This window comes from Chitinophaga sp., from assembly GCF_039596155.1.
Classification (GTDB): domain Bacteria; phylum Bacteroidota; class Bacteroidia; order Chitinophagales; family Chitinophagaceae; genus Chitinophaga.
This window is the reverse complement of sequence record NZ_JBCNKF010000018.1, coordinates 140,011-165,126: the sequence shown is the minus strand read 5'-3', so window position 1 is coordinate 165,126 and position 25,116 is coordinate 140,011. Positions and strand designations below refer to the sequence as shown.

General features: G+C 46.1%; 22 protein-coding genes. 9 read left to right on the top strand and 13 right to left on the bottom strand.

From position 1 onward, the window contains the following. Positions 1-276 precede the first annotated feature (276 nt). The 5 genes from recA to ABDW33_RS18415 form a co-directional block, all read right to left on the bottom strand. Positions 277-1,287 (bottom strand): recombinase RecA, encoded by a 1,011-nt coding sequence (recA, locus tag ABDW33_RS18435; protein WP_343691555.1) that lies wholly within the window; start codon positions 1,285-1,287, stop codon positions 277-279. Between the two features lie 236 nt (positions 1,288-1,523). Beyond that, the gene (locus ABDW33_RS18430; RefSeq protein ID WP_343691554.1) at positions 1,524-2,216 is read right to left on the bottom strand and encodes a hypothetical protein; all 693 of its coding nucleotides are present in this window, start codon (positions 2,214-2,216) and stop codon (positions 1,524-1,526) included. 39 nt (positions 2,217-2,255) lie between these two features. Beyond that, positions 2,256-3,752: an RNA polymerase factor sigma-54 gene (gene rpoN / locus ABDW33_RS18425; RefSeq protein ID WP_343691553.1), complete on the bottom strand. Its 1,497-nt coding sequence runs from the start codon at positions 3,750-3,752 to the stop codon at positions 2,256-2,258. 50 nt (positions 3,753-3,802) lie between these two features. Continuing rightward, a complete protein-coding gene (locus ABDW33_RS18420) occupies positions 3,803-4,426 on the bottom strand; it encodes a ribonuclease HII (RefSeq protein WP_343691552.1) in 624 nt (207 codons plus the stop codon). 76 nt (positions 4,427-4,502) lie between these two features. Beyond that, a complete protein-coding gene (locus ABDW33_RS18415) occupies positions 4,503-4,934 on the bottom strand; it encodes a hypothetical protein (protein ID WP_343691551.1) in 432 nt (143 codons plus the stop codon). Positions 4,935-5,107: 173 nt separating this feature from the next. Here ABDW33_RS18415 and ABDW33_RS18410 point away from each other — a divergent pair, with 173 nt between their 5' ends. Genes ABDW33_RS18410 through ABDW33_RS18400 form a run of 3 tightly spaced genes read left to right on the top strand, consistent with a single transcriptional unit; the run spans position 5,108 to position 8,504 of the window. Next, positions 5,108-7,264, top strand: a complete 2,157-nt coding sequence (locus ABDW33_RS18410) for a S46 family peptidase (protein WP_343691550.1) — start codon at positions 5,108-5,110, stop codon at positions 7,262-7,264. A gap of 52 nt (positions 7,265-7,316) precedes the next feature. Further along, positions 7,317-8,033 (top strand): helix-turn-helix domain-containing protein, encoded by a 717-nt coding sequence (locus ABDW33_RS18405; protein ID WP_343691549.1) that lies wholly within the window; start codon positions 7,317-7,319, stop codon positions 8,031-8,033. A gap of 45 nt (positions 8,034-8,078) precedes the next feature. After that, positions 8,079-8,504 (top strand): VOC family protein, encoded by a 426-nt coding sequence (locus ABDW33_RS18400; protein WP_343691548.1) that lies wholly within the window; start codon positions 8,079-8,081, stop codon positions 8,502-8,504. Here ABDW33_RS18400 and ABDW33_RS18395 read toward each other — a convergent pair. The 3 genes from ABDW33_RS18395 to typA form a co-directional block, all read right to left on the bottom strand. Next, entirely contained in the window at positions 8,501-8,899 is a 399-nt protein-coding gene (locus ABDW33_RS18395; RefSeq protein ID WP_343691547.1) for an META domain-containing protein, read from the bottom strand. The genes ABDW33_RS18400 and ABDW33_RS18395 overlap by 4 nt on opposite strands. Before the next feature lie 31 nt (positions 8,900-8,930). Beyond that, positions 8,931-9,545, bottom strand: coding sequence for an alpha-ketoglutarate-dependent dioxygenase AlkB (locus tag ABDW33_RS18390; protein ID WP_343691546.1), 615 nt, complete (start codon positions 9,543-9,545; stop codon positions 8,931-8,933). 64 nt (positions 9,546-9,609) lie between these two features. After that, positions 9,610-11,424, bottom strand: a complete 1,815-nt coding sequence (gene typA, locus ABDW33_RS18385) for a translational GTPase TypA (protein ID WP_343691545.1) — start codon at positions 11,422-11,424, stop codon at positions 9,610-9,612. 176 nt (positions 11,425-11,600) lie between these two features. Between typA and ABDW33_RS18380 the strand changes: the two genes are divergently transcribed. Further along, a complete protein-coding gene (locus ABDW33_RS18380; RefSeq protein WP_343691544.1) occupies positions 11,601-12,602 on the top strand; it encodes an alpha/beta hydrolase in 1,002 nt (333 codons plus the stop codon). Here ABDW33_RS18380 and ABDW33_RS18375 read toward each other — a convergent pair. Beyond that, the gene (locus ABDW33_RS18375; protein WP_343691543.1) at positions 12,565-14,811 is read right to left on the bottom strand and encodes a patatin-like phospholipase family protein; all 2,247 of its coding nucleotides are present in this window, start codon (positions 14,809-14,811) and stop codon (positions 12,565-12,567) included. The genes ABDW33_RS18380 and ABDW33_RS18375 overlap by 38 nt on opposite strands. A gap of 108 nt (positions 14,812-14,919) precedes the next feature. Next, positions 14,920-15,966, bottom strand: coding sequence for a COX15/CtaA family protein (locus ABDW33_RS18370; RefSeq protein ID WP_343691542.1), 1,047 nt, complete (start codon positions 15,964-15,966; stop codon positions 14,920-14,922). A gap of 157 nt (positions 15,967-16,123) precedes the next feature. Between ABDW33_RS18370 and ABDW33_RS18365 the strand changes: the two genes are divergently transcribed. Beyond that, the gene (locus ABDW33_RS18365; protein WP_343691541.1) at positions 16,124-16,546 is read left to right on the top strand and encodes a hypothetical protein; all 423 of its coding nucleotides are present in this window, start codon (positions 16,124-16,126) and stop codon (positions 16,544-16,546) included. Positions 16,547-16,684: 138 nt separating this feature from the next. On the opposite strand, the gene ABDW33_RS18360 is transcribed toward ABDW33_RS18365, so the two are convergent. Next, positions 16,685-19,657 carry a glycoside hydrolase family 3 N-terminal domain-containing protein gene (locus tag ABDW33_RS18360; RefSeq protein WP_343691540.1) on the bottom strand — a complete coding sequence of 991 codons (2,973 nt, stop codon included), beginning with the start codon at positions 19,655-19,657 and terminating at the stop codon, positions 16,685-16,687. 404 nt (positions 19,658-20,061) lie between these two features. Between ABDW33_RS18360 and ABDW33_RS18355 the strand changes: the two genes are divergently transcribed. Together ABDW33_RS18355 and obgE are read left to right on the top strand one after the other, a co-directional pair. After that, positions 20,062-20,634 carry an adenylate kinase gene (locus ABDW33_RS18355; protein WP_116853129.1) on the top strand — a complete coding sequence of 191 codons (573 nt, stop codon included), beginning with the start codon at positions 20,062-20,064 and terminating at the stop codon, positions 20,632-20,634. A gap of 113 nt (positions 20,635-20,747) precedes the next feature. Continuing rightward, positions 20,748-21,752: a GTPase ObgE gene (gene obgE, locus ABDW33_RS18350; protein ID WP_343691539.1), complete on the top strand. Its 1,005-nt coding sequence runs from the start codon at positions 20,748-20,750 to the stop codon at positions 21,750-21,752. A 66-nt stretch (positions 21,753-21,818) separates the two neighbouring features. Here the strand turns inward: obgE and ABDW33_RS18345 are convergent, their stop codons facing one another. Beyond that, entirely contained in the window at positions 21,819-22,403 is a 585-nt protein-coding gene (locus ABDW33_RS18345) for a collagen-like protein (protein ID WP_343691538.1), read from the bottom strand. A gap of 158 nt (positions 22,404-22,561) precedes the next feature. On the opposite strand from ABDW33_RS18345, the gene ABDW33_RS18340 reads away from it, so the two are divergent. Further along, positions 22,562-23,302 (top strand): hypothetical protein, encoded by a 741-nt coding sequence (locus tag ABDW33_RS18340; RefSeq protein ID WP_343691537.1) that lies wholly within the window; start codon positions 22,562-22,564, stop codon positions 23,300-23,302. A gap of 17 nt (positions 23,303-23,319) precedes the next feature. Next, on the top strand, positions 23,320-23,973 hold the full coding sequence (locus ABDW33_RS18335) for a DUF2306 domain-containing protein (protein ID WP_343691536.1): 654 nt from the start codon (positions 23,320-23,322) through the stop codon (positions 23,971-23,973). Here the strand turns inward: ABDW33_RS18335 and ABDW33_RS18330 are convergent. Beyond that, positions 23,959-25,083 carry a hypothetical protein gene (locus ABDW33_RS18330; protein WP_343691535.1) on the bottom strand — a complete coding sequence of 375 codons (1,125 nt, stop codon included), beginning with the start codon at positions 25,081-25,083 and terminating at the stop codon, positions 23,959-23,961. The two genes, ABDW33_RS18335 and ABDW33_RS18330, sit on opposite strands and share 15 nt — an antisense overlap. Between the last annotated feature and the right edge of the window lie 33 nt (positions 25,084-25,116).

Below are 25,116 nucleotides of genomic sequence, written 5' to 3'. Positions count from 1 at the left end.
AAACAATTATTTCCCCAATACTCCCTCTTCTTAAAACGATCGCTTCCAAATACTCTCTCCTCCCCAACGATTATTTCCCCAACACTCCCTCCTCTTAAAACGATCGCTTCCTGAAATACCCACTCCCGAAAAATACCCGCTTAAAAGGCACATCCTAAAAAACGCCTGTCATAAAAAAATCCCCGCCTTAAAAAAGGCAGGGACATTACGTTAATACTAACTAACCCAATGCTTATTTCTAAGCTTTAATATATCTAAAACTAAAACAACTCTTAATTAAGCCTGTGCTGCCTGTTCTGCTAACTTCGCCTTGATCTTTCCTTCAATTTCAGCAGCTACTTCAGGATTATCGCCCAGCAATGTCTTCACGGCATCGCGGCCCTGGCCCAGCTTGTTTGATTCATAACTGAACCAGCTGCCGCTTTTCTGGATAATGCCATATTCAACACCCATATCGATAATTTCACCCATCTTGGAAATACCATTTCCAAAGATGATATCGAACTCAGCCTGGCGGAAGGGAGGTGCAACCTTGTTTTTAACCACTTTTACTTTCACGCGGTTACCTACAGCCTCATCACCATCCTTAATCTGGCTCATACGGCGAATATCCAGACGTACAGAGGCATAGAACTTGAGCGCGTTACCACCCGTTGTGGTTTCCGGGTTTCCAAACATCACTCCGATCTTTTCACGCAGCTGGTTAATAAATATGCAGCAGCAATTAGTTTTTGAAATTGTAGCAGTCAGTTTACGCAACGCCTGAGACATCAAACGTGCCTGTAAACCCATTTTGCTTTCTCCCATCTCACCTTCCAGTTCACCTTTTGGTACCAGGGCTGCTACGGAGTCAATTACTACCACGTCTACCGCTCCGGAGAGGATCAGACGGTCAGCAATTTCCAGCGCCTGCTCACCATGGTCTGGCTGAGAGATCAGCAGTGCATCGACATCCACACCCAGACGCTGTGCGTAAGAGCTGTCAAATGCGTGCTCCGCATCGATGATCGCACAAATACCACCCTTTTTCTGAGCTTCTGCGATCGTATGTATAGCAATTGTTGTTTTACCGGAAGATTCTGGACCATAGATTTCAATGATCCTTCCTTTGGGGAAACCACCAATACCTAACGCAATGTCAAGTCCCAGAGAACCTGTGGAGATCACCTCCATCGGATCAGATCCCTTCTCTCCCATCATCATCACGGAACCCTTTCCGAAATCCTTCTCGATCTTGTCCATCGTAAGGCGCAGGGCCTTCAGTTTATCTGCATTTGCTGTAGACATATTAGTAAGATTTTTACAAATTTAATGGTGTGCTAAATTATAATATTAATTTCGATTTTCCTAAAATTTTTAGCATTTTATCTGCTTTGCTAAATCTGCTAGCAAAATAAAATGAGGGGGTTAACTTACAACAGACGCACATGTCAATTATCAAATAACACTACAAAGATGGGAAGCCCTCGCGCACTGAATTTGCGCAGCCAGAAAATACTTTAAAAAAGGACAGATTTTTCTCTTTATCCCACTATGACATATGCGATCAGCTGTGCCAGTATACCCACCAGGAAACCTGCATAGATCTCCACCGGTGCATGGGCATTTAATATAAGACGTGCCGTAGCGACAATAGCAGAAAGGAAGAAAGCCAGGAGCAATACACCACTTACATTCAATTGCAGGCTGAACATCACGATCAGCACAAACCCGATTACACCACCCCAGCCTACCGTATGCATGCTTATTTTCATGCGTATATTGAGTACCATAGCCATTATCACCGCTATAAAGACCCCTAAAAAGAACACATTGAAGAATGGGGGTGCTACTCCCTGTTTCTTAAAAGCATAGAATGCCCAGAAATAATAAATTGTACAGGAGATATAAGGTATGATACGATCTTTCTGTGTACGCAGATGCAAACTATCGATAAAGTTCAGCGCCCGGGACAACCCTACCGTCAGCGCCGGAAAAAATATGCTGATAGCTACTACCCTGAAATACAGGGTATCGTAAGGAAAGCGATAACTGATCTGCTTGAAGGTCACGAAGTATTCAGGCAGTGCATGCACCACCAGCCAGGTCACCAGCAGCGGTATAAAAAGAGGGTGCAGCAGATAAGATATAAACATGGCAATCCCGCGAAGCACGGGGCTAAATTCCGAAACCTGTTCCGGCCGGTTATCTGTTGCGTGTATAGTTGCTTGTTCCATTTAAATAATCTGTACACATGGGGCTGTACAGCTACCCTATTATAACTCCTTCCTCAGCCTAGCTACCGGAATATTCAGCTGCTCACGGTACTTTGCTACTGTACGGCGGGCAATATTATATCCCTTATCCTGCAGCATCTTCGTCAGGTTCTCGTCACTCAGCGGTTTCCGCTTGTTTTCCCCTTCTATCAGGTCAGACAATATCTTCTTCACCTCACGGGTAGATACCTCTTCCCCACTATCTGTCGATAATGATTCGCTAAAGAAAAATTTCAGCTTGAAAGTACCGAACTCTGTCTGCACATACTTACTGTTCGCCACACGGCTTACTGTAGAAATATCAAGCTGGGTAATATCTGCAATGTCTTTCAGGATCATCGGGCGCATGGTTGTTTCATCCCCTGTCAGGAAAAACTCACGCTGGTAACCCATGATGGATTCCATGGTAGACAACAGGGTATGTTGCCTTTGCTTGATGGCATCAATAAACCATTTGGCAGCATCAATTTTCTGCTTGATGAACAATACCGCCTCTTTCTGGCGCTTATCCTTCTTATCTCCACGGTCATACTCTTTCAGCATGTCGCGGTAGCCTTCTGAAATGCGCAGATCAGGCGCATTCTTTGAGTTCAGTGTCAGTTCCAGCTTACCATTGTTATTCATGATAAAGAAATCCGGCACTACATAACTTTCTGCCTTATTCAGGGTAGCAAAGTTCCCCCCTGGTTTCGGCGTCAGGCGAATGATCTGACCAATTGCTTCCTTCAACCCTTCGTCACTCATGTTCAACCCCTTCTGGATCTTCTCATAGTGCTTCTTGGTAAACTCATCAAAGTAATTCTCCAGTATCTGGTAAGCTCCTACTACCCCTTCATCGTCCTGCGGCTTGCGCTTTAACTGCAGCAACAGGCACTCTTTCAGATCAGTGGCACAGATACCCGGCGGGTCGAAATCCTGGATCTTCTTAATCAGGTCCCTGATCTCTTCCTCATCTGTACTTACATTCTGTGAAAAGGAAAGGTCGTCCACTATCGCACTCACTTCCCTACGCAAATATCCATCATCATCTATGCTCCCGATGATCTGCTCAGCGATCGCATTCTTTCTTTCATCCAGCTCCAGCATGCCCAGTTGTTCAAGCAGGTGCTCATGAAAAGACGTCTCTACCCGCACAGGAATGGTTTTATTCTCATCCTGATCTGGATAATTGTCGTCACGCAGTTTATAGTCAGCGATATCATCATCTCCCTCGCTTACATACTCGGAAATGTCAATATTATCATACTCGTTCTCACTTCCATCTGGTTCAAACTCGTCCTCGCCCTCTCCATCTTCATTGCCTGAAAACTCGTCCTGCGGATCTTTAAATTCTTCTTCATGTGCCTCTTCCCCGTATTCAAGGGCAGGGTTCTCCTCCAGCTCCTCCTTGATACGTTCTTCAAGTACGGCTGTAGGGACCTGCAGCAATTTCATAAGCTGAATCTGCTGAGGCGACAATTTCTGTAATAGCTTCTGCTGTTGTGTCTGCTTTAACATAGTCTGATCCTATCCAAGGGCAAAAATAATAACAATAGTGTTTAATAATCTTAGTCCACGGCTGCTCCCCCAAAGTCCAGCGTCAGCTGTTCATCCGGCAGTAACCGGAAAGACTTTCTGTGAAAGGGAGTTTCTCCATGTTCCCTGATGGCATTCCGGTGCTGGATTGTAGGATATCCTTTGTTTTCCAGCCAGCCAAAATGCGGGAATTGTTCGTGCAGCTTCATCATATATTCATCCCTGTACGTCTTGGCCAATATAGATGCTGCTGCTATTGAAGCATAAATACCATCTCCTTTGATAATGCAGGCATGGGGGACATTTCCATAGGGTTTGAAACGGTTGCCATCTACCAGGATGTATCCCGGCTGCTGCTGCAACTTTTCCAGTGCTAAGTGCATGGCCCTGAATGAAGCCTGTAATATGTTGATTTTATCTATCTCTTCGTTGTCTACGCTTGCTACTGCATAGAAAAGCGCCTTTTCCTCAATCACTCCGCGCAGGTGTTCCCTGTCGGCGGCTTTCAGCTGTTTGGAATCGTTTAGCAGCTTGTGTCGGAATTTTGGAGGCAGAATTACCGCCGCCGCAAAAACCGGCCCTGCCAGACACCCTCTGCCGGCTTCGTCACAGCCTGCCTCTAATGCTATCTCTTTCTGATGGTATGAACGTAACAAGGCGATTCTTTTGATTGTTGCCCGGTAAAGTTAGGGATTTTAGCCTTGTTCCGATACCCGTCAAAAATCTAAATTCTTATTGGAATAATTCTTTGAAATCCTGTTTGAAATTTGTCCATTCCCGGTCGGAACGTTTTAATGCAGTATCAATGTCGGTACGGGTGCTATCCCAGCCGGCTGCTGTGCCATTTTTCAGTTCATCCAGTTTCCCGTTGATCTGATCCCTCAATCGGGCCAGTTTCTTCCGGGCCTCCTTACTTCTGGCAGATCCATCACTCTTCAGCTGGTCCATTTTATTATCTATCTCATTTCTCCTTTCTTCCAGATCTCCCTTCAGCTTCTGCCGTTCTTCATCCAGGTAATCCCCCGCATCACTGGCAGCAGCCTTGACATCTTGTCCAATTTTTTCCACACCTTCCCTCAGCGAATCTTTTTTCTCTTCCTGTTTCGGCGTCTCATTACAAGCGAAGAATGCAACGGCAGCCAATAGATACAACAGCTTCTTCATAAGTAGGTTTTTAAATAAAGTTTGTATGCTTGATTGTATTAATCACCTCCCTTTAACAAATGCCATTCCATAATTATGCCCGGCACACAATCAGCCCCCTCCCATCATAATATCAGCTGTCAATATTGAAAAAATCCCTAGGTTTGACCCTGTTTTCAAAAAATTCGATATCAATGAAGAAAAAAGCTCTGCTGCTTTTGCTGTTATTGGCAGTTAAATTTGCCAAAGCAGACGAAGGCATGTGGCTTCCTTATTTATTAGGGCAGCAAGTGTACAATGATATGGTCCAGAAAGGACTGAAACTCACCAAAGAACAACTATACAGCATTAATAAGGCATCAGTAAAAGATGCTATTATTATATTCGGCGGAGGCTGTACCGGCGAAATCGTGAGCAATCAGGGACTCATCTTCACTAACCACCACTGTGGTTATGATGCCATCGCTACCGCCAGCTCCGTGGAACATAACTATCTCAAAAACGGATTCTACGCCCAGTCCAAAGCACAGGAGATCCCAGCTGCCGGCCTGACCGTACAGTTCCTGGTACGTGTGGATGATGTGACCAAAAAAATGGATGAAGCCCTCCAGGGACTCAGTGGCCAGGACAGAATGAAAAAACAGCAGGCTACCATCAGCGAAATCGTAACCGAAGCAACCAATGGTACCGGCTACGAAGCAAAAGTACTCCCCCTCTTCAAAGGCAACCAGTTCCTCCTCTTCGTATACGAACGCTATAAAGATATCCGCCTCGTAGGTACCCCTCCGGAAAGCATCGGTAAATTTGGTGGTGATACCGACAACTGGGAATGGCCCCGCCATACCGGCGACTTCTCCGTTTTTCGTGTCTATGCCAACAAAGACGGTAAACCAGCTGAATATGCTGCCGATAATGTACCTTTCAAACCAAAACACTTCCTGCCGGTATCTATCAAGGGTATCCGGGAGAACGATTACGCCATGATCTTTGGCTACCCTGGCGGTACCAACAGGTACGAAAGCTCCGAAGGCGTAAAACTGAAGATCGAGGTTGAGAACCCGTCTATCGTAAATCTCCGTGCTGTTCGTCTGAAATATATGTTTGACCAGATGAAGAAAGATCCGGCTATCAAACTGAAACTGGCATCTTCTTATGCGGGTGTAGCCAACTACTGGAAGTTCTACGATGGCGAAACCAAACAACTCCTCAAATACAAAGTGGAGGAACAGAAACAGCTGAACGAAAGCGCTTTTGTAAAATGGGCACAAGGTAAACCTGAGTTTGAACACATCTTCGACGATTATGCCCAGGCTTACAAAGAATGGACACCATACGCCAAACACCGCATTTATATCAATGAAGGCATTATGGGTTCTCCTCTGGCCGCTTTTGCTGCCAGCTTACAAGCCCTGGAAAGAGCAATGGTACAGCCAGGCACCAGCGCTGATGTCATTGCAAAAAGCATTCAGGCGGCTGATAAAGCACGTACCGCCTTCCTCGAAGAAGAAGATAAACCAAGCGATCAGAGAATACTGGCTGCTACCTGCCGCATGTTCTATACTGATATCCCTGCTGCCCAGCATCCAATCGGATTCTATGATGCTGTCAAAGCGAAATTCGGCAGCCTGGACGAAGACAACACCTACCGCCTGTGGGCAGCAGCCCTGATGTCAGGTTCCATGATTATGAACGATGCCCGCTGGAAAGCTTTCATCGAGCACCCTGACGCGGTAACCCTGCAACAGGACCCTGCCTTTGCTTACTCCAGCGCATTTGTCAAGAACTGGGTCATGAAATACCTGCCACTCTACAACCAGTTCGTAATTAAAATCAATGACCTGGGTAGAGCCTACCTGAAAGGACTGATGCAGATGGAACCTAACAAAAAATGGTATCCTGATGCCAACTTCTCTATGCGCCTGACTTACGGACAGGTAAAACCATATTCACCCCGCGACGCGGTATCTTACGATTACGTTTGTACCATGAAGGGTGTGCTGGAAAAATATAAACCAGGTGATTACGAATTTGACCTGCCTGCAAATTATGTAGACCTTTACAACAAGAAGGATTTCGGTCAATACAAGGACGCCCGCAAGAATGATATCGTCACCTGCTTCATCACTACCAACGATATCACAGGCGGTAACTCCGGTTCTCCTGTACTGAATGGCAACGGTGAACTGATTGGTTTAGCTTTCGATGGTAATTATGAAGCGTTGAGCCACAAAATTCAGTTTGATCCCGTGTACAACCGCACTATTTGTGTTGATATACGCTACGTACTCTGGTGTATTGACAAACTGGGAGGCGCACCGAATATTGTGAGTGAACTCAAACTCATTAAATAAGTATTTAGAAAGCACCTGCCAAAAAGCAGGTGCTTTTTTTTACATTTATCCCGTGTATGCAGCATATAGTCCCCCGGCCTTACTGGCGCCTTATATAGACGCATACTGGACCGTCACTACTTCCGGTCCGGCCACTTCCCGCATTCTTCCCGATCTCTGTGCTGATTTTATTTTCAACCTGGACGATTATAGTGTCAGGGCCGTTGGCACAATGACCACCTATCATGATACCCAGGTTGCTGCTGCTACCCGCCTGCTGGGTATCCGTTTTAAGCCCGCCGGCATGGCAGCATTTGCAGGCCTCCCCATGCAGTTACTAACAGATCAGCATATAATGGGCAATGACCTGTCACTTCCCCTGGTGCGGCAACTGCAGGAAGTATTAGCAAAAGGCGGCAATCCGTTCCAGGCCATCTCCCAATGTCTGTTAAAAGCACTTCCGGGCCAACCAGCCCGTATGCAGGCGGCTATCCATGCAATTCAGGCAAGCCAGGGTAACATTTCTCCTGCTTTCATCGCTGCACAGGTCAATATGAGCCCCCGCAATTTTGAACGCTCCTTTCTCCAACAGGTAGGCACGTCAGCCAAAACCTTTTCCCGCATCGTACGTTGTTTAAGTGCAAAAGAGGCGTTGCAAAAACAACCCACCTCCAACCTGCTCTCACTCGCCATCCAATACGGATACCACGACCATGCCCATCTGACCAGGGAGTTCAGGCAAATCACCGGCGAAACCCCCAGTGAATATTTGTCGTTTTTATACAAATAGTGACAGCTATTCGCTATTTACCTTTACATACTAATATTCACATACATGCGACAAAAACTGACGCTGGTAACCCTGGGGGTGAGAGACCTGCAAAAATCTATTTCTTTTTTCGAAGACGGTTTGGGATGGAGGCGTTCTTCCGCCAGCCAGGAGGGCGTTGCCTTTTTCCAGTTGAATGGAATGGTATTATCTCTTTTTGGCAGAAAAGAACTGGCAGCGGATGCCAACGTACCTGAAGCTGGCAGTGGATTTCCCGCCTTTACGCTGGCGCTGAATGCAAAAGACAGAGCTGAAGTCGACAGTGTATTGGAACAGGCTGCCAAAGCAGGGGCAGAAATAGTAAAGCCCGCAGAAGAAGTCTTCTGGGGCGGATATAGCGGTTATTTCAGAGACCCGGAAGGTTTCCTCTTCGAAGTTGCACACAATCCTTTTTGGGAACTGGACGAAAAGGACAACATCATCCTGCCCTAAAGACCTTTAAACACCAGCACGACCTTGCCACTGTCTTTCAGTTGCAGGGTCGCTCCATTTATATCAAATGCATACGTGTGATTATTTAGCAAACGGAGCAACTGGCTTTCCCGCTCATTGGCTTTTGTATCCAGACATGCCATGCGGGTACTTATCACTTCATCAAAAGTTACCATTGTAGCTGTAGCCGTGTAGTTGCCTGACATTTTATTGCACCCTGCATTACCACTAAAACGGTGCGCCGCAGTATCAAACTGAATGTAAACCGGTGACGAATCCTGTTTCTCATTTTCAAGTTGTACAAGGCTCCACCGATGACCTCCCAGGTCCGGGACCTTTTTAAGCGAGGTGCATGCCACCAGAAAGAGTAGACCCAATGTTACTTTACCTATCATATGCTTGTTTTTCTACCAGCCAAAACAAAAATCAAACCACAGGTTTTATTACCCGGAAAGTGAGATTGATCCGCTCTGCCAATGGCTTTGCTGTCTTCGGTACCTGGTGCTGCCAGTAGTGTTGTAAACTTCCCTTCATAATCAACAGGGAACCATGCGCCAGATTCAGTTCGTATTTCAGCCCTGCCTGCTGATGACGGAACATAAACCGGCGGGTAGCACCAAAATTCACAGACGCGATTACCGGATTTCGCCCTAGTTCCGGCTCATCATCGGCATGCCAGCCCATAGAATCATTGCCATTTCTGTAACGGTTCAGCAACACGCTGTTGAATACCACACCTGCAACAGACGAAACATGCCTGTTTATTGCTGACAATTCTGCTATCCACTCAGCCGGCTCATATCGCTTTCCTGAAAATGCATAGCTACTCCCCTTATCCCCATACCATGCCATGAGGCGGGGAAATAATACCGGCTTCCCGTACATCATCATGCCTTCCTGCTTCCAGTCAACCTTCTCCATTAGTAACCGGAAATAGCTATCCGCTACCTCAGCGTTAAAAAAATGAGGGTAATAGAGCAATTCGCCATCCTGCAACGGAATGACATGTCCCGAAGGTTCATCAAAAAATGGTAACTGCATAAAAAAAGCCGTCCCACCTGTTGGCGGGACGGCACTAATATACTTAGTATTATAACGATCTCAGTTAAGCGACACCATCAGCTTTCATGGACTTCTGGAAACGCTTTCTTTCCTCCTCATCCAGGATAGTCTTACGCATACGGATGTGGTTAGGCGTTACCTCGATGCACTCATCCTGCTGGATGTATTCCATACACTCTTCCAGTGTCATCAGCGTCTTAGGAGCAATGTTAGTTGCACCATCAGTACCACTCGCACGCATGTTGGTCAGTTTCTTTCCTTCATTAGGATTTACTACCAGGTCACCAGGCTTGTTGTTCTCACCGATGATCATACCTCTATACACATCTTCTCCCGGATCTACAAAGAAGAACCCTCTGTCCTGCAGCTTATCAAGAGAATAACCAGTGGTGGTACCCGCTTCTTTAGCAATCAGCACACCATTGCTACGTCCGGGGATTGGACCTTTCCATGGTTTATAATCATTAAAACGGTGCGCCATTACAGCTTCACCAGCAGTAGCGGTCAGCATTTGTGTACGCAGACCGATCAGGCCACGGGAAGGAATTTCGAATTCCAGATGCTGCATGTCACCTTTAGTTTCCATGATCAGCATTTCACCCTTACGACGGGTAACCAGGTCAATCACCTTGCTGGCGAAGTCCTGAGGTACATCTACTACCAGGTTTTCATACGGCTCACATTTCTTCCCATCTACTTGCTTCAGGATTACCTGAGGCTGACCTACGGTCAACTCAAATCCTTCACGACGCATGGTTTCGATCAGTACGCCTAAGTGCAGGATACCACGGCCATAAACCAGGAAACTATCAGCACTGTCTGTATCAACTACGCGTAATGCGAGGTTCTTTTCAGTTTCTTTCACCAGACGGTCACGGAGGTGACGGGAAGTAACGAACTTACCATCTTTACCAAAGAATGGAGAGTTGTTGATGCTGAACAACATGTTCATTGTCGGCTCATCTACGCTGATAACCGGTAAAGCTTCAGGATTTTCGAAATCGGCAATAGTGTCACCAATACCGAAATCTTCCAGTCCTACTACCGCACAGATATCACCTGCCGCTACTTCGGTTACTTTCTTTTTACCGAGCGCTTCGAATATGTACAGTTCACGAACACGGGATTTCTTGATAGTACCATCAGTCTGTACCAGGGAAATTGGCTGGTTTTCCTTGATGGAACCACGTGCTACTCTTCCTACAGCGATACGGCCCAGGAAGGTAGAGTAATCCAGAGAGGTGATCTGCAACTGCAGGGTACCGTCAGCAATATTTGGCTCTGGTACGTGCTGCAGGATACCATCCATCAGTGGAGTGATATCATCACAGGGAGTTAATGAATCGTTGAACCAGCCATTCTTACCTGAACCATAATAGGTTGGGAAGTTCAGCTGTTCTTCCGTTGCATCCAGGTTGAAGAACAACTCAAATACTGAGTCGTGTACCTCATCAGGACGGCAGTTCGCCTTGTCTACCTTGTTAATAACAACGATAGGCTTCAGGTTAAGCTGCAGCGCTTTTTGCAGCACGAAGCGTGTCTGTGGCATCGGGCCTTCGAAGGCATCCACCAGCAGGATCACACCATCAGCCATTCTCAATACTCGTTCAACCTCGCCACCGAAGTCGGCGTGGCCTGGAGTATCGATCACGTTGATCTTCACCCCTTTGTATTCAACGGAAACGTTTTTACTTAAGATGGTGATTCCACGCTCCCTTTCCAGGTCGTTGTTATCCATGATCAATTCACCTGTTTCCTGGTTGGCCCTGAAAACGTTGGTAGAATGGAGGATCTTATCAACCAGGGTCGTTTTACCGTGGTCTACGTGCGCAATAATTGCTATGTTACGGATATTCATAAATCAAATTAGTTGACTTCGGCTAGCTGGTTCCCAGCCAAAAGAAGGCGCAAAGTTAAAACAAATTGTGGAAAAAGTGGGGAAATCCCTTTAAATAATTGTGATCAATAGGCGTACCCGCACCGGCATTACTTTTGCGCCGTACCCATTATTTAATTCACTCATTAGACGTAACCATGCTCATCAGGTCAATTTTAACAGCGATTCTTCTTAGTGCAGCCATTTTACCGGGCCGTGCACAACAAATTCCGGCTCTGGACGCGGAACTTACCACTTTTCAGTACCCTTATCCGGTACATACTATTTCGCTGCAAATTCAGGGCCAGCAGGTAAGCATGGCATATATGGACCTGCACCCGGCCAGGCCCAACGGCAAAACCATTATACTGTTACATGGCAAGAACTTTCCCGCTGCTTACTGGGACAGTACTGCGGCTGAATTGAGTAAAAGTGGTTTTAGGGTCATCATGCCAGACCAGGTTGGGTTTGGTAAATCATCCAAACCAGCGCACTTACAATATAGTTTCCAGCTGCTGGCACAAAATACCAAGGCCCTGCTGGATAGTCTGCATCTCCGGAAAGTTGCCGTTCTGGGCCACTCTATGGGCGGCATGCTTGCTACGCGCTTTACTTTGATGTACCCGGAAGTCGTTGAAAAACTGATCCTGGAAGATCCCATTGGCCTGGAAGACTGGAAGGTAAAAGTGCCCTACCAGTCGGTGGATAAATGGTACCAGGGTGAACTCGCCCAGAATTTTGAGAAAATAAAAAAATATCAGCTGGACGGATATTATGGAGGACAGTGGAAACCGGCTTATGAGAAATGGGCAGTTGTGCTGGCAGGTTGGGCCAAAGGTCCGGACGCAGCCCGCATTGCCTGGAACAATGCGCTTACCTACGATATGATCTTTACACAACCTGTGTTTTATGAATTTGAGAACATTAAGGCTCCTACCCTGCTTATCATTGGCCTGAAAGACCGAACGGCTTTAGGTAAAGCTAATGCCACTGAAGAAGTAAGAAAGACATTGGGAAACTACCCGGTACTGGGTCCACAGATCAGCCAAAGAATTCCTGACTGTAAACTGGTGACAATTCCCGATGTTGGCCACCTGCCACATATTCAGGCATTCCCCCAGTTTATTCAACCGGTGCTGGCTTTCTTATCAGGTTCATGATACTGTCAAATGATGCCTGGTTGGTAGGATTGTCCAATGCGCCTGCAATATCAATTTTCTCACGGGAGGTAAGGTGAAAACTCAATGCTGCCGCCTTATCTTCTTTCTGGGGTACATATTGTAGAATAATCCTGTGAAATCCTGCCGGGAAATAACCCTCGAGATAACTTAGCTTGTCATCCTGCGAAAAGTCCTGCATTGAGCTCCAATGCTGCTGCATCGTAAACAGCGGATCAAACATCAGGTCTGTCAATACCTTTGTTTTCCGGATAGGCCGGATATCGTTCTTTCTGGTATCTCTGATCTGGATATAGATCACACCACTTGTATTTGCATTGATCCATTCTCTGAATGTATACACATAACGCATGGATACATCCTGTCCGAAGTTATCTCTGATACCCGCATCCATCACGTCTACAATAGGATCACTGGGCAAAAATACATTGGGTAATACATAAGGGAATGTAGCACACATTCTGATTGCACTCGTTACCCTTAACTGCAAAGGGCTCTGTTTTGAAAAATACTGTGCGAAATCTACCCCGTCCACATCCTGCCAGGTTTGTTTTCCTCTCGGGTACGTAGGTGCACAGAGATAACTCACCGGTTGTGGTGATATGATCAATCTTCTGCCATCCGCATTAATGGTTGAGTTCCAGATCAGCATAGGTATTTTCCCTTCCAGTTCCGGTTGTTTGTAGTCACCGATGGTTTTAGCAAGCACATTATCTGTATTTGCATTCAGCTGCATTTCAAAAGCATACCCCCTGTCTTTTGCATAACGATTGTCACCGATCTTAAAGCTCCGCCAGGGAGTAATAAAATCATTCACCGACATCGACGTGAAAATAGAGTTCAGCAAATCCCGGCTGGTACGCTCTGTAAAGCTGCTGTCGTATAGGTTCAGGTGCTTTCCGTTTTCTTTTTCCAGGTATAATTCCCTGAAGTAGGTAGCCCCTATCATTCCTCCCGAAGCACCCGTCATTAATACTGTCTGATTCATAAGCTGACCGCCCATGATCGAGTCCAGCCGCTGCAACACATTCATGCTCCAGGTAGCCGCCCGCAGACCTCCACCACTGAAGTTCAGCACAATCAGCTTAGGGCGCTGGCCGGCAGGAAACTGCGCGCGCCACGCTTTCAATATCCGCAGGGTTTGTTGTTTATCATCAGCCATACGCTTTTCAGAGAAAAACTTCTGCAAAGCCACGGTACTGTATTCAGGTCGTTGATCATGTTGCTTATAGTTTAAGCCATAAGCTTTATTCCGGTTGTCCAGCAGGTCATGTTCTACCATCCAGTTCATGCCTATCATCAGCACCAGCGCAAGAGGGATCGCCCAGCTCTGTAACAGGTATGCATATGCGCCTGCCACCCCGATCAGGAAGGCAAAAAAGATCATCACACTGGCACCTGCAGGGATTCTGAAGAAAGGATAATCCATCATATATGCCAGGACCACCAGGAAAAACAGGGCGCAGACTACAGTGATCATCGCTGCATAGTGATGTTGCTTGAGAATACTGTCCAGATAAACCTTGTTATAATGATCTACATTTCTGGCACGGCGAATTCGCCAGGGAGAGTTAAAATAGTTGGTAACGGGGAGTGCGTTTTCATCCTTTTCCTGGGTAGGCTTCAGCACGAGCCGAAGGAAATTGCGAGGCGTGCCAAACTTTTTCTCCAACCTGCGGCCAATGTTCTTATCGGCGTTGAAAAAGTAAAAGAAAGAGAAAAAAATGACGAACAGGTATCCGCAGATAAAGCCTTCTGTCAGCAGCATAATTTCCGGCACTGTGCTCAGTTGCTGATAACGCTGATATTCCCATGAGCGGATCAGCAAATTGATGATAAATGCAACAGGTACAATGAAGTTGTTGAGGCAATACTTGAAAAATGGCTGCGAGGTAGTAGCCAGAAATTTGAAACGACCGGTATGAAGAATGAAAGTAGTGATGTTCCAGCTCATGGTGAATAAGCCGGTAGACAGCCCCAGTATTGTAGTGCTGTAGAAATTTACGTTCCCCAGGTATTCTGGCGCCAGATACAAAGCGTCCCCGCCGAATACTTTTGCGAATCCCCCATTAATGGTACTAAACAGGATAGCCCAGAAAATAAGCAGCACCTGGTACTTCCTGAAGTGGAGCAACAATAGTTGGATCGGAAAAGAATAGAAAAATTTAACCGGCAGATATTTCACTTTCATCCGTAACGCAATTACAACTAAACTTACGAAAAATTGTAATATGGTTACAAATTAGATGCCGGGTACCTGAAAACATTTGGGGCCTGCCAAAAGCAAGCCCCAAATATTTTATTTTTTACCTCCACTTAAAAAATATGTCCATACCAACACCAGTAGCAGCAACATACCTACTCCCTGATGCAGGATCGCCTGCAAAATAGGAATGTGCGTCTGACTACCCAGCAATGTCAGTACACCAAGTAATACCTGTACCAAAACCAACAATAAAGGCAGGTAACGTATCCTGTGCAACAGGCTGTGCTCCGGTGTTTCAGCAGCCGCCTTCCACCACCAGATCACAACGAGAATTGTAATAATGTAAGCGAGGTTTCTATGCACAAAATGTATCGTCTGTGTATTATGTGTCAGGTCTTCTAAAAAACTTCCCTGCGTGAACATCGTGCCCGGTACGTACACACCGTTAATATCCGGCCATGTATTTGCAGCCAGTGCAGCATGTAATCCAGCCATCAACGCACCAAAGAACAATTGCAGCGACAATAATCCCAGCATCCAGGTATTCAGCTTTCTCAATCCAGGCACTGCCAGTATTTCCTTTACCGGTGTACTCAACTTCAGCGCAAACCACAGCACATATACCAGCAGCGACAATGCGGTCAGAAAGTGAATAGCAAGTCGTATATGGTTGACATACAGGTTCTCTTCATTCAATCCACTCTTCACCATGATCCATCCGATAGCCCCCTGCAATCCGCCTAACATAAACAGGATCACCATCGGGCGTATCATAGAACGGTCTATTCTTTTTTTGATCAGGAAGTATACAAAGCCCACGGCAAATACAACTCCCATTAACCGGGCCCAGTCACGGTGCAGCCACTCCCAGAAATAAATTCCCTTGAAGTCTGACAGGGTGAAATGATTGTTGAGATATTTTGATTGCCCGATCTCTTTGTAATGATCAAATGCCTGCTGCCAGGCCGCTTCATTCATTGGTGGAAAAGCACCCAGGATCGGTTGCCATTCGGTAATAGACAGGCCGGAACCTGTAAGACGGGTCACTCCGCCCAATAATACCTGAATAATAAGCATCCCCACCCCTATGTATAACCAGATCGCTACCGGCCTTTGCTGTTGTGTTGTCAGTCTTTCCATAAATCAAAAAATCGATGGCAAAGTTAGTACTTTGAGATATGACATTCGTAATGCTTTCTTAACATCTCCATAATATTCCCTTAACAACTCCTCCTGATCTTTGCGGCGACAAAAGGGACCCTGAAGAAACATCAAAACACTAAAACAAAACTTTTGTATGAAACACATACAATTTATAGCAGTCATCGCAATTATCCTACTGAACCAGTCCATTGCTGTTGCCCAGGACTTTGCAATGAACAAAGTAAAGCCAACTGCTGCAGCCATTACAGAACCAACTACTTCCGGCAGCTTCAAACTGGACGTAGCACAGGTGACAGGAAGTGATTTGGTATTTCGCGTAACTGTCGAAAATCCAGGCAGCGACAAAATCATCCTGAGTATCAAAGATGCCAACAACACTACTTTGCACCAGGAATCCCTGCCGGTAACACTGGTCTATAAAGCCCGTTTTAACCTCGCAGATCTGCAGGACGGTAATTATACCTTCGAAATCAGAAGAGGTAAGACCCGCCTGGCAGAAAAAATCATCGGTATCAAAACCGAAACAAGCATTAACAGAACTGTTTCTGTCCAATAAAACAAATAGTGACAAAATGAGTGGCTGCAGAGGCATATCTCACTTTGTCACTATTGCCTATTCCTATGAAATAGCATTATCTTCTTTTACTATAAGTCCACGTAGTGCACTTCCTGGTGGAGTGCACTACGTCAGGCACTACTTCCCATTCATAGCTTCGTACAACACTTCCATTATATTCTCTCTTACATGCATGGTGATCAGCTTCTTGTTGTCTCCTCCAGCAGGACAAACCCTGTTGCTCAGGAAAATAAATGTCAGCTTGAATTGAGGATCTACCCAGATACAGGTACCAGTAAAACCGGTATGCCCGAATGTAAGTGAAGATGCACTCTTAGCAGGATATGCTTCGCCATGCTTGCCATTGTTTTTATCAGGTTTGTCAAAACCCAACCCACGACGACTGATATTGCTGTTGTATGCGGTGAATAATTTAATGGTTTCTTCTTTGATAAAACGCCTGCCACCATAAGTTCCCCCATTTAGCAACATCTGCATCAGCACAGCCAGATCTTCTGCATTGGAGAATAAACCAGCATGCCCTGCTACTCCCCCAAACATAGCCGCGCCCGGATCATGTACATCCCCTCTGATCCACTGCATCCTGAACGTGCGCTCACTCTCTGTAGGCGCAATTTGCGACAGCGGGAAACGCTCTCTCGGTTTAAAACCTGTCGTTGTCATACCAAGTGGTTCGTAGAAAGTTTCTCTCACATAGTGATTCAGTTTCTGTCCCGTAATCGCTTCTACTACCTTACCCAGGAAAATGAAATCATTGTCACTGTATACATATCCCTGCTGTGGTTTCAGCGGACTATCCAGGATTTTTTGTAACATAGTATCTACATAACTATCCTTCATGTACAAGTGCTCTGCCACCCGTTTGCAATAAACAGAATCTGCATAGCTGTGAAACAAAGCGGTATCTGGTGCCCCATTCTTCATCAACACACTCTGATAGAAAGGAATAAATGCAACCAGACCTGCCTGGTGCAACAGCACATCCCTGATCTTCAGGTTCGCCTTATTACTTCCTTTCACCCAGGGCAGGTAATCGCCCAATGTACCATCGAGGCTTAGTTTCCCTTCATCATAAAGTTTCATGACAGAGATCGTTGTAGCGCAGACTTTCGTTACAGACGCCAGGTCGTAAATACTGGAATGTGTCACGGGTTCATTAGTGCTGTAATCGTAATGACCGAATGCCTTGTTGTATACAATCTTGCCATCTTTCATCGCCAGCACTTCACATCCCGGTGCAGCACCTTTCGCGATCATATCTGCCACCAGTTTATCAATTTTTGACAATGTTGCGCCATTCATCCCTACTTTGCCCGGCGCTACTTCTTCCAGCGGTTGCAACGCGACTGCCGGTGCCGGTGTAGCCGGTACGATTCCCATTCCATAAGTGAAGTTAGGACATACAGTTACCGGCAGACGGCCTGTTGGGATCAATTGGCCAAACAGCAATTCTGCTGCAGATTTCTGCGTTGCATCATCATCCTCATAAGCTGCTACAATCGTTGGTGCATCGCAGAAGTATTGAATCGCATACGGATTACCAAATACCACAGTAGCAGAAGGCATTTCCTGTTGCAGGCGCTGCACCAGCAACCTTTCTGCTGAACTGATCCCGAAATTGTTTGCAGGCCTGCGTCCATAGTTATGCACACCGATGATCACTGCCTGGAATTCCTTCTTCAATCGGTCTACAACAGGTGCTACCTGCGCTGCTGACTGGCGGGAAGTAAAGATGAAAGTATTGACATCCGGACGGGTAGCTTTAATTGTTTGCAGAAAAACGTTGTTCACATCAGCGCCTACAGCGATCACCGCTACTTTGCCAGGGCTCCGTTGCCTGAAAGGTATCAGCTGGTTATCATTCTTCAGCAGGGTCAGCGACTGACGCCCGATTTCCCGGATCAGCGTATCGGTTACGGCGTTCAGATCGGCTGTAAGATTAGCCGTTTCTACAACCTGTGGTTTGTTCAATCCCAGGTTGTATTTAGCCAACAGCACTTTCTTTACCCTTTCATTTACATCATTCCATGACACCTCTCCGCGGCGGATGGCTCTTTTGATAGCATCTACACTACCTGCCGCAGTAGAAGGCAGCATGAGCATATCATTACCAGCAACAAATGACCTGGCTGCTTCTTCTCCACCGGAGTAGAACTTAGCAATACCTTTCATTTCAAGCGCATCAGTGATTACGATGCCTTTGTACCCCATTTCACCTTTCAGCAGATCAGTCACTGCTTTGTGTGAAATAGAAGTAGGAGTATTAGGTGTACTGTCAATAGCAGGAATGTATAGATGCGCCATCATAATGCTTGTAACACCTGCATCTATCGCCTGCCTGAACGGATATAATTCCAGCGAATCCAGTTGTGCCCTGGATTTGCGGATCACCGGCATATCCAGGTGCGAGTCGGTGTCAGTGTCTCCATGACCCGGGAAATGCTTGGCGACTGCCATCACCCCCTGATCCTGGATACCCTTAATCATCTGCACGCCCATGCGGGCTACCTGATACTTGTCTTGTCCGAATGAACGGTCGTTGATAACAGGGTTGTTCGGATTATTGTTAATATCCATATCCGGGGCATAGTCTACATGTATACCCAGCCTGCGACATTGCTGCCCTAGTACTTTCCCGGCTTTGTAGGCAAGGGTACTATCCTGTGCAGCGCCGATCATAAGATTGCGGGGCAGGCTGATCACACTATCGAGCCGCATACCAAGCCCCCATTCACCATCAATGGCAATCATAAGCGGCGTCTGGGAAATGGATTGGTAATAGTTCGTAAGGTTCGCCTGTCGTACCGGGCCGCCCTGAAAAAAGATCAGGCCACCCACTTTGTTTTCCTTAATGTCTTTGACGATCTTCTTCACATGATCCGGGCCAAGGTTAGAATGTGCCCTGATCATGATAAGCTGAGCAATACGCTCATCGTTGTTAAGCGATTCAAAAACGCTGTCCACCCAATGCGTAGCGGCAGCATCTGCTGTTAATAATCGGGGAACGGGTCCACCTGGGGGCGAAGCTGGCTGTTTGCCCGAGCCTGCTAACATTAATCCGGAGAGTCCTAAAATCAGTAACTGCTTCATAATCTTGCTGCTTGTCAATAAAAAGTTATCATACGGGGAATTATCTCCCAACACCGGGAGGCGCACCCTCATTACATTTCGAGTCCCAATTATTATGCTACCTTACGATTCACGGACGTAAAGCAGCAGTATAAATATTTATATTTACATGAGGAGGTAGGAACAAATGACCTGTAATCCTTAAACATAACAAAATATCTTTCGACTATGACCCTCAAACGACCATTTTTTTATTCTTTACGGAACAATCTGCTTAAAAATAATCCATTATTTCCAGCAAATCATTAAAACATATCTACGAATTTTCTTAAATATTTCATGTTATTCAAGCAATTGTAATTTTAGTTACCTATACATTCAATTGTTTGTTATATTTGCAGTCTTGCTAAAGTTTTTTTAAACACATGGTCAATATTATTCTATTTGGCCCTCCCGGTAGTGGAAAGGGCACACAAAGTGCGAATCTGATTGAGAAATACGGGCTGATTCACCTGTCTACCGGTGATCTGCTGCGTGGAGAGATTGCTGCTCAGACTCCCCTGGGCCTTGAAGCAAAGCGCCTGATGGACCAGGGATTACTGGTGCCGGATGCTGTTGTGATTGGTATGATCAGTTCGAAGCTTGAAGCCAACCCGGAAGCAAGAGGTTTTATTTTTGACGGCTTCCCACGTACGACTGCGCAGGCAGAAGCACTGGACAAACTGCTGGATCTGAAAAAAACCGCTATCTCTAATGTATTGTCCCTCGAAGTACATGAAGATAACCTGGTACAGCGCCTGCTGGCCAGAAAACGCCCGGATGATAATGAGAAAACCATCCGTGAACGTTTCGTGGAATATCACAACAAAACCGCTCCTGTGGCTGATCACTATGCCCGTTTTGGCAAGTTTAAAAAGATAAACGGGGAAGGTACTGTTGATGAAATTTTCGCTCGTTTAAGCAAAGAAATCGACCCGCTGGTAGAAGAAAAAGTATAACCAGCAGGCTGATCTTATCATATTAGACGCAAAGATCGTAAGTAACCATCCATGTAAAGTGGATGAACTTCACGATCTTTGCGTTTTTAAATTTATAAATAAATCGCTCCAAATTGGAAAGAGGCAATTTCGTTGACTATATCAGGATATCCGTCAAATCGGGTAAAGGCGGCGCAGGTAGCGCCCACTTTATGCGTACCAAGTACAACCCCGAAGCCGGCCCCGATGGCGGTGACGGTGGTCGTGGCGGCCATATCATACTCAGAGGCAACTCCCAGTTATGGACCTTGCTACACCTGCGCTGGTACAAGAACGTAGTAGCAGAAGATGGGGGTAACGGACGAGACAATAACAGTACCGGTAAAAATGGCGAAGATATCATTATCGAAGTACCGTTGGGTACCCAGGCCTTCGATGAAGAAACCGGAGACCTGGAAGTAGAGATCCTGAATGACGGAGAAGAAGTGATCTGGATCCCTGGCGGCCAGGGCGGCCGAGGTAACAGCTACTTTAAATCAGCTACTAACCAGGCGCCGGATTATGCTCAACCCGGTATGCCAAGTACCGAAGGCTGGAAAGTACTGGAACTGAAAATGCTGGCAGACGTAGGCCTGGTAGGATTCCCGAATGCGGGCAAATCTACCCTCCTCTCTACCATCACAGCAGCTACACCCAAGATTGCGGATTATGCATTTACCACGCTGACCCCGCAACTGGGCATGGTGCCATATAGAAATGACCGTTCATTCTGTATTGCCGACTTACCAGGTATTATCGAAGGCGCACATGAAGGGAAAGGCTTAGGACACCGGTTCCTGAGACATATTGAAAGAAACCCGGTATTACTATTCCTGATACCAGCAGATAGTGCTGATCACAGGAAAGATTATGAAATCCTGGTGAACGAGCTGGAAATGTACAATCCTGAATTACTGGATAAACAGTTTCTGCTGGCCATCAGTAAGAGCGATATGCTGGACGATGAACTGAAAGAAGCCATCGCCGCAGAATTGCCGGAAGATGTACCACATGTATTCATTTCATCGGTCACCCAACAGGGACTGCCGCAACTGAAAGACATGTTGTGGAATGCGTTGAATGCAACACCCAGAGCATAAAAGACCCTTTCAGGCATAAAAAACCGCGTCTGTCAATAACAGACGCGGTTTTCTATTTTAGCCTGTTTAGTTCTTCAGACCTAAAAAAGCCTGCACAGCTTTGTAATCACTCATATCCAGTGTTTTTGACTGCCTTGCCGCCGTTCCTCCCGGAATCAGCACATAACGATATTGCCACCGGGTATTGCCGCTCCCATCTTTCCAGGTGCTGGCATCACCATTCGAATACAATTCAATTCCTCCTTTAAAGAACGTAGCCGTGATATTCCAGTTCGAATAAATATTCAGATAAGGCAAAGGCGTAACGGCAGACGTAGTGGCAGAACCAAGATTCAGGTATACCTTTATTTCGCCGGTGCTGATCAGCGATTGGTCCAGCTTTGGTACATCCAGGTCCGCATAAAATCCAATCGTATCAATCGTACCGCCGGCGTTATGAATGGTGTCAGCCAGGAATGCTACCGTCAACCAGTCGGAATAGATCACATTTGCAGTACCCGGGTTTCCCTGCGGACCAGCAGGACCCGCCGGACCAGTAGCGCCGGTATCTCCCTGGGGACCCGTCTTGCCCTCCTTACTACAACTAAATAAACAAAAGGCTACAGCCAGGAGTAAAAGGGACACATTAACAGAACTGAAGATTCGTTTCATGTACAGAAATTTTGGTTGTTATAAATTAAAAATGGGGATGCAGGGGTCTGGATTATTACATCAATTCAAATTGGATCATCACGTCAACTAAATATACGAAGAAAAGCTCCGGCTTTTATCACTAAAAATTTTTGTCTTACTTTACAAAAAATTACCCTGTGAAGTACTTAATCCAAGTTTGTCTTAGCGCCGCCTTGTTTTGCGCCTGTAAGTCGTCGACCTCCTCACCTCCGGCCACGGATAGCACCGCTGTAACCGCATCTAAACCAGCTGATGGTTTAACCGGATTATATACGGGTGATTTCGATGGCAAAAAGATCTATATCACGATCAACTATGCAAGAAACAACCATCTCGCAGGTTACGATGTACACCTCGGATTACGCCGTAATGTCAGCGGTAGTTACAAAGTGACCAGTGACGGTATCGACGTGACCCTCAACGAACCCGGCGATCATCCATTTGATGGTAAGTTTACCATCCGCCTCAATGCAGATGGTGAAAAAGGTTCCGGTAAGTGGGTGCCGCTGAATAACTCCCGCCTTACAACCAAATCATTTGACCTGGTAAAGGTGGTTATAACAGGTGATAAGGACAATGGCATCAATGATGATTATCCATTAGGAGGAGAACACCGGGATATTAGCTTTAAAAAAGATGGTAGCGCTATACTGAACTACTATGAGCAAATAAATGATTCCACATTTGGTCAGCAAATGATCACCGTAAGAGGTACCTGGGAGAGAAAAGGAGATTCTATATATGTGACCTGGGAAAAGAAAGATGATATACCTGCTCCTGCGACTCTCTATACGGTCACTTACGAAGGTGAAGATGATAACCGCTTTTTAACCGGCGTTCAAACCGCTGACAGCCTTCGCTACTGGGTAGGACCTTGATACACGCACGACAAATATTGAAAAAAGGGGGTATCGCCTTGTTCGCTGCCGGCATCCTGTTCGCCACCTGGCTGCTCATCAGGCTGAGCATTCCCTATCTTGCCTTTAACAGGTACACCGATTTCCTGATGACCAAGCAACGGGTATATCATATCCGTACCTGGCGAATCAGTTTCTATGTACATGTGCTCATCAGCTTTATCGTAATGCTCACCGGCCTGCTGCAGTTCAGCTGGTATGTGATAAAAAAATATCCCGGCCTGCATCGCAGAGCCGGGACAATATATGCAGGGGTCGTACTATTTTTTAGTGGCCCCAGTGGCCTGGTAATGGCATTCTATGCAAATGGTGGTATGCCTGCGCGTATCAGTTTCATTATCCTTTCCCTCCTATGGCTATATACCACAGCGATGGGTTGGTATTATGCCAGGCAGCACAAATGGATGCTTCATGGAGCCATGATGCTCCGGAGCTACGCCCTCACATTGTCTGCCGTCAGCTTACGCCTGTATGCCTACCTGATAGATGTTCTGAATATTCCTATCCGCCCCCGTACTTCCTATATCCTCATTGCCTGGCTGAGCTGGACGCTGAACCTGATCATTGCAGAACTGATTATCAGGAAACTGGCAAAGACCTACCCTGTCAAAAAGGAACTAACGCATTCCTAATACAACATCCTTCTTCACAAAATGACCATCTTCTTTGATCGCATAAGTATCCTTTCCTAATGGACGCTGGCTCTTAACGGGATTATCCTCGTAACCCTCCTGGTCAGGATCCTTTTCATAAGTCAATTCAAAACTGGAGATCTCAATGTCGTAGTTTGCATTGATGGTCGCCACCTTGAAAGGATCTTTCAGGATCTTCTGACCACCGATCATCAACTTATCAATCAGGATACCTTTTGTATTGAAACTGGCAATATAGTAAACAGGTAGTTTATTGCCCCCCATCTCATCCACGACCCCATAGATAAGGGTGCGATTACTGTCGTTGGATCTCACTAATCCTACCCGGTAATATTCAGCACCTACATCCCTTGAAAATGCATAGTCACGCATCTCCGGTACATAACGCTCGTTGTCGTAAGAAATGATCTTATCCTCTGTCATGTTAGCCGCATACTTCATATCCAGCAACAAGGGAAATTTCACCTGTGTAAATTCATGACTGAATACCGCCCATTGCAGCTTATCCGGATCTGTCGAACCAGACATCGCAGTCATGATAATATCATTGAAAGTATATTGATTATCCTCACGAAGATTCGCCAGGTCCTTGTCGTTCCGGATATTCTTCAGGTTGCCATAGCCAAATTCAATAGCAGAAACCAGGTATTGCTTTGCCTTGTCCAGGTCCTTCAATCTCGAATATAAACAGGCTTTGTTGTACAGCAGTTTATTCAGTGGTTTATAATCCAGCACATCAGCAATATCATATGCCTGTAACCCTTCTTCCAGTTCGCCGATATCACCCAGGGCATTCCCCAGTTCGTAATAAGCCTTGGCTTGTGGCTGTGTCAGGATAGATTTCCTGAAGATAGCTACGGCATGAGAGGGATTCTTTTTGTTGCGATAAACATCGATTGCCTGCAGGAACAGTTTATCGGCCTCCTTGTTCTTGCCGGAACTGGCATTCGCTACCATCAGCACGGTATCTTCTGAGTACAGGTTACTTTGTGTGAGCGCAACACCGGATGCTGATCCTTTTTTACTTTCCGAGGGCCCATTACAGGCAAATAGAGTGGCTGTTGTTACAAACAATAACAATTGACGCATACGAGAGTACTTTATGCGCTAAAGATAATGTAA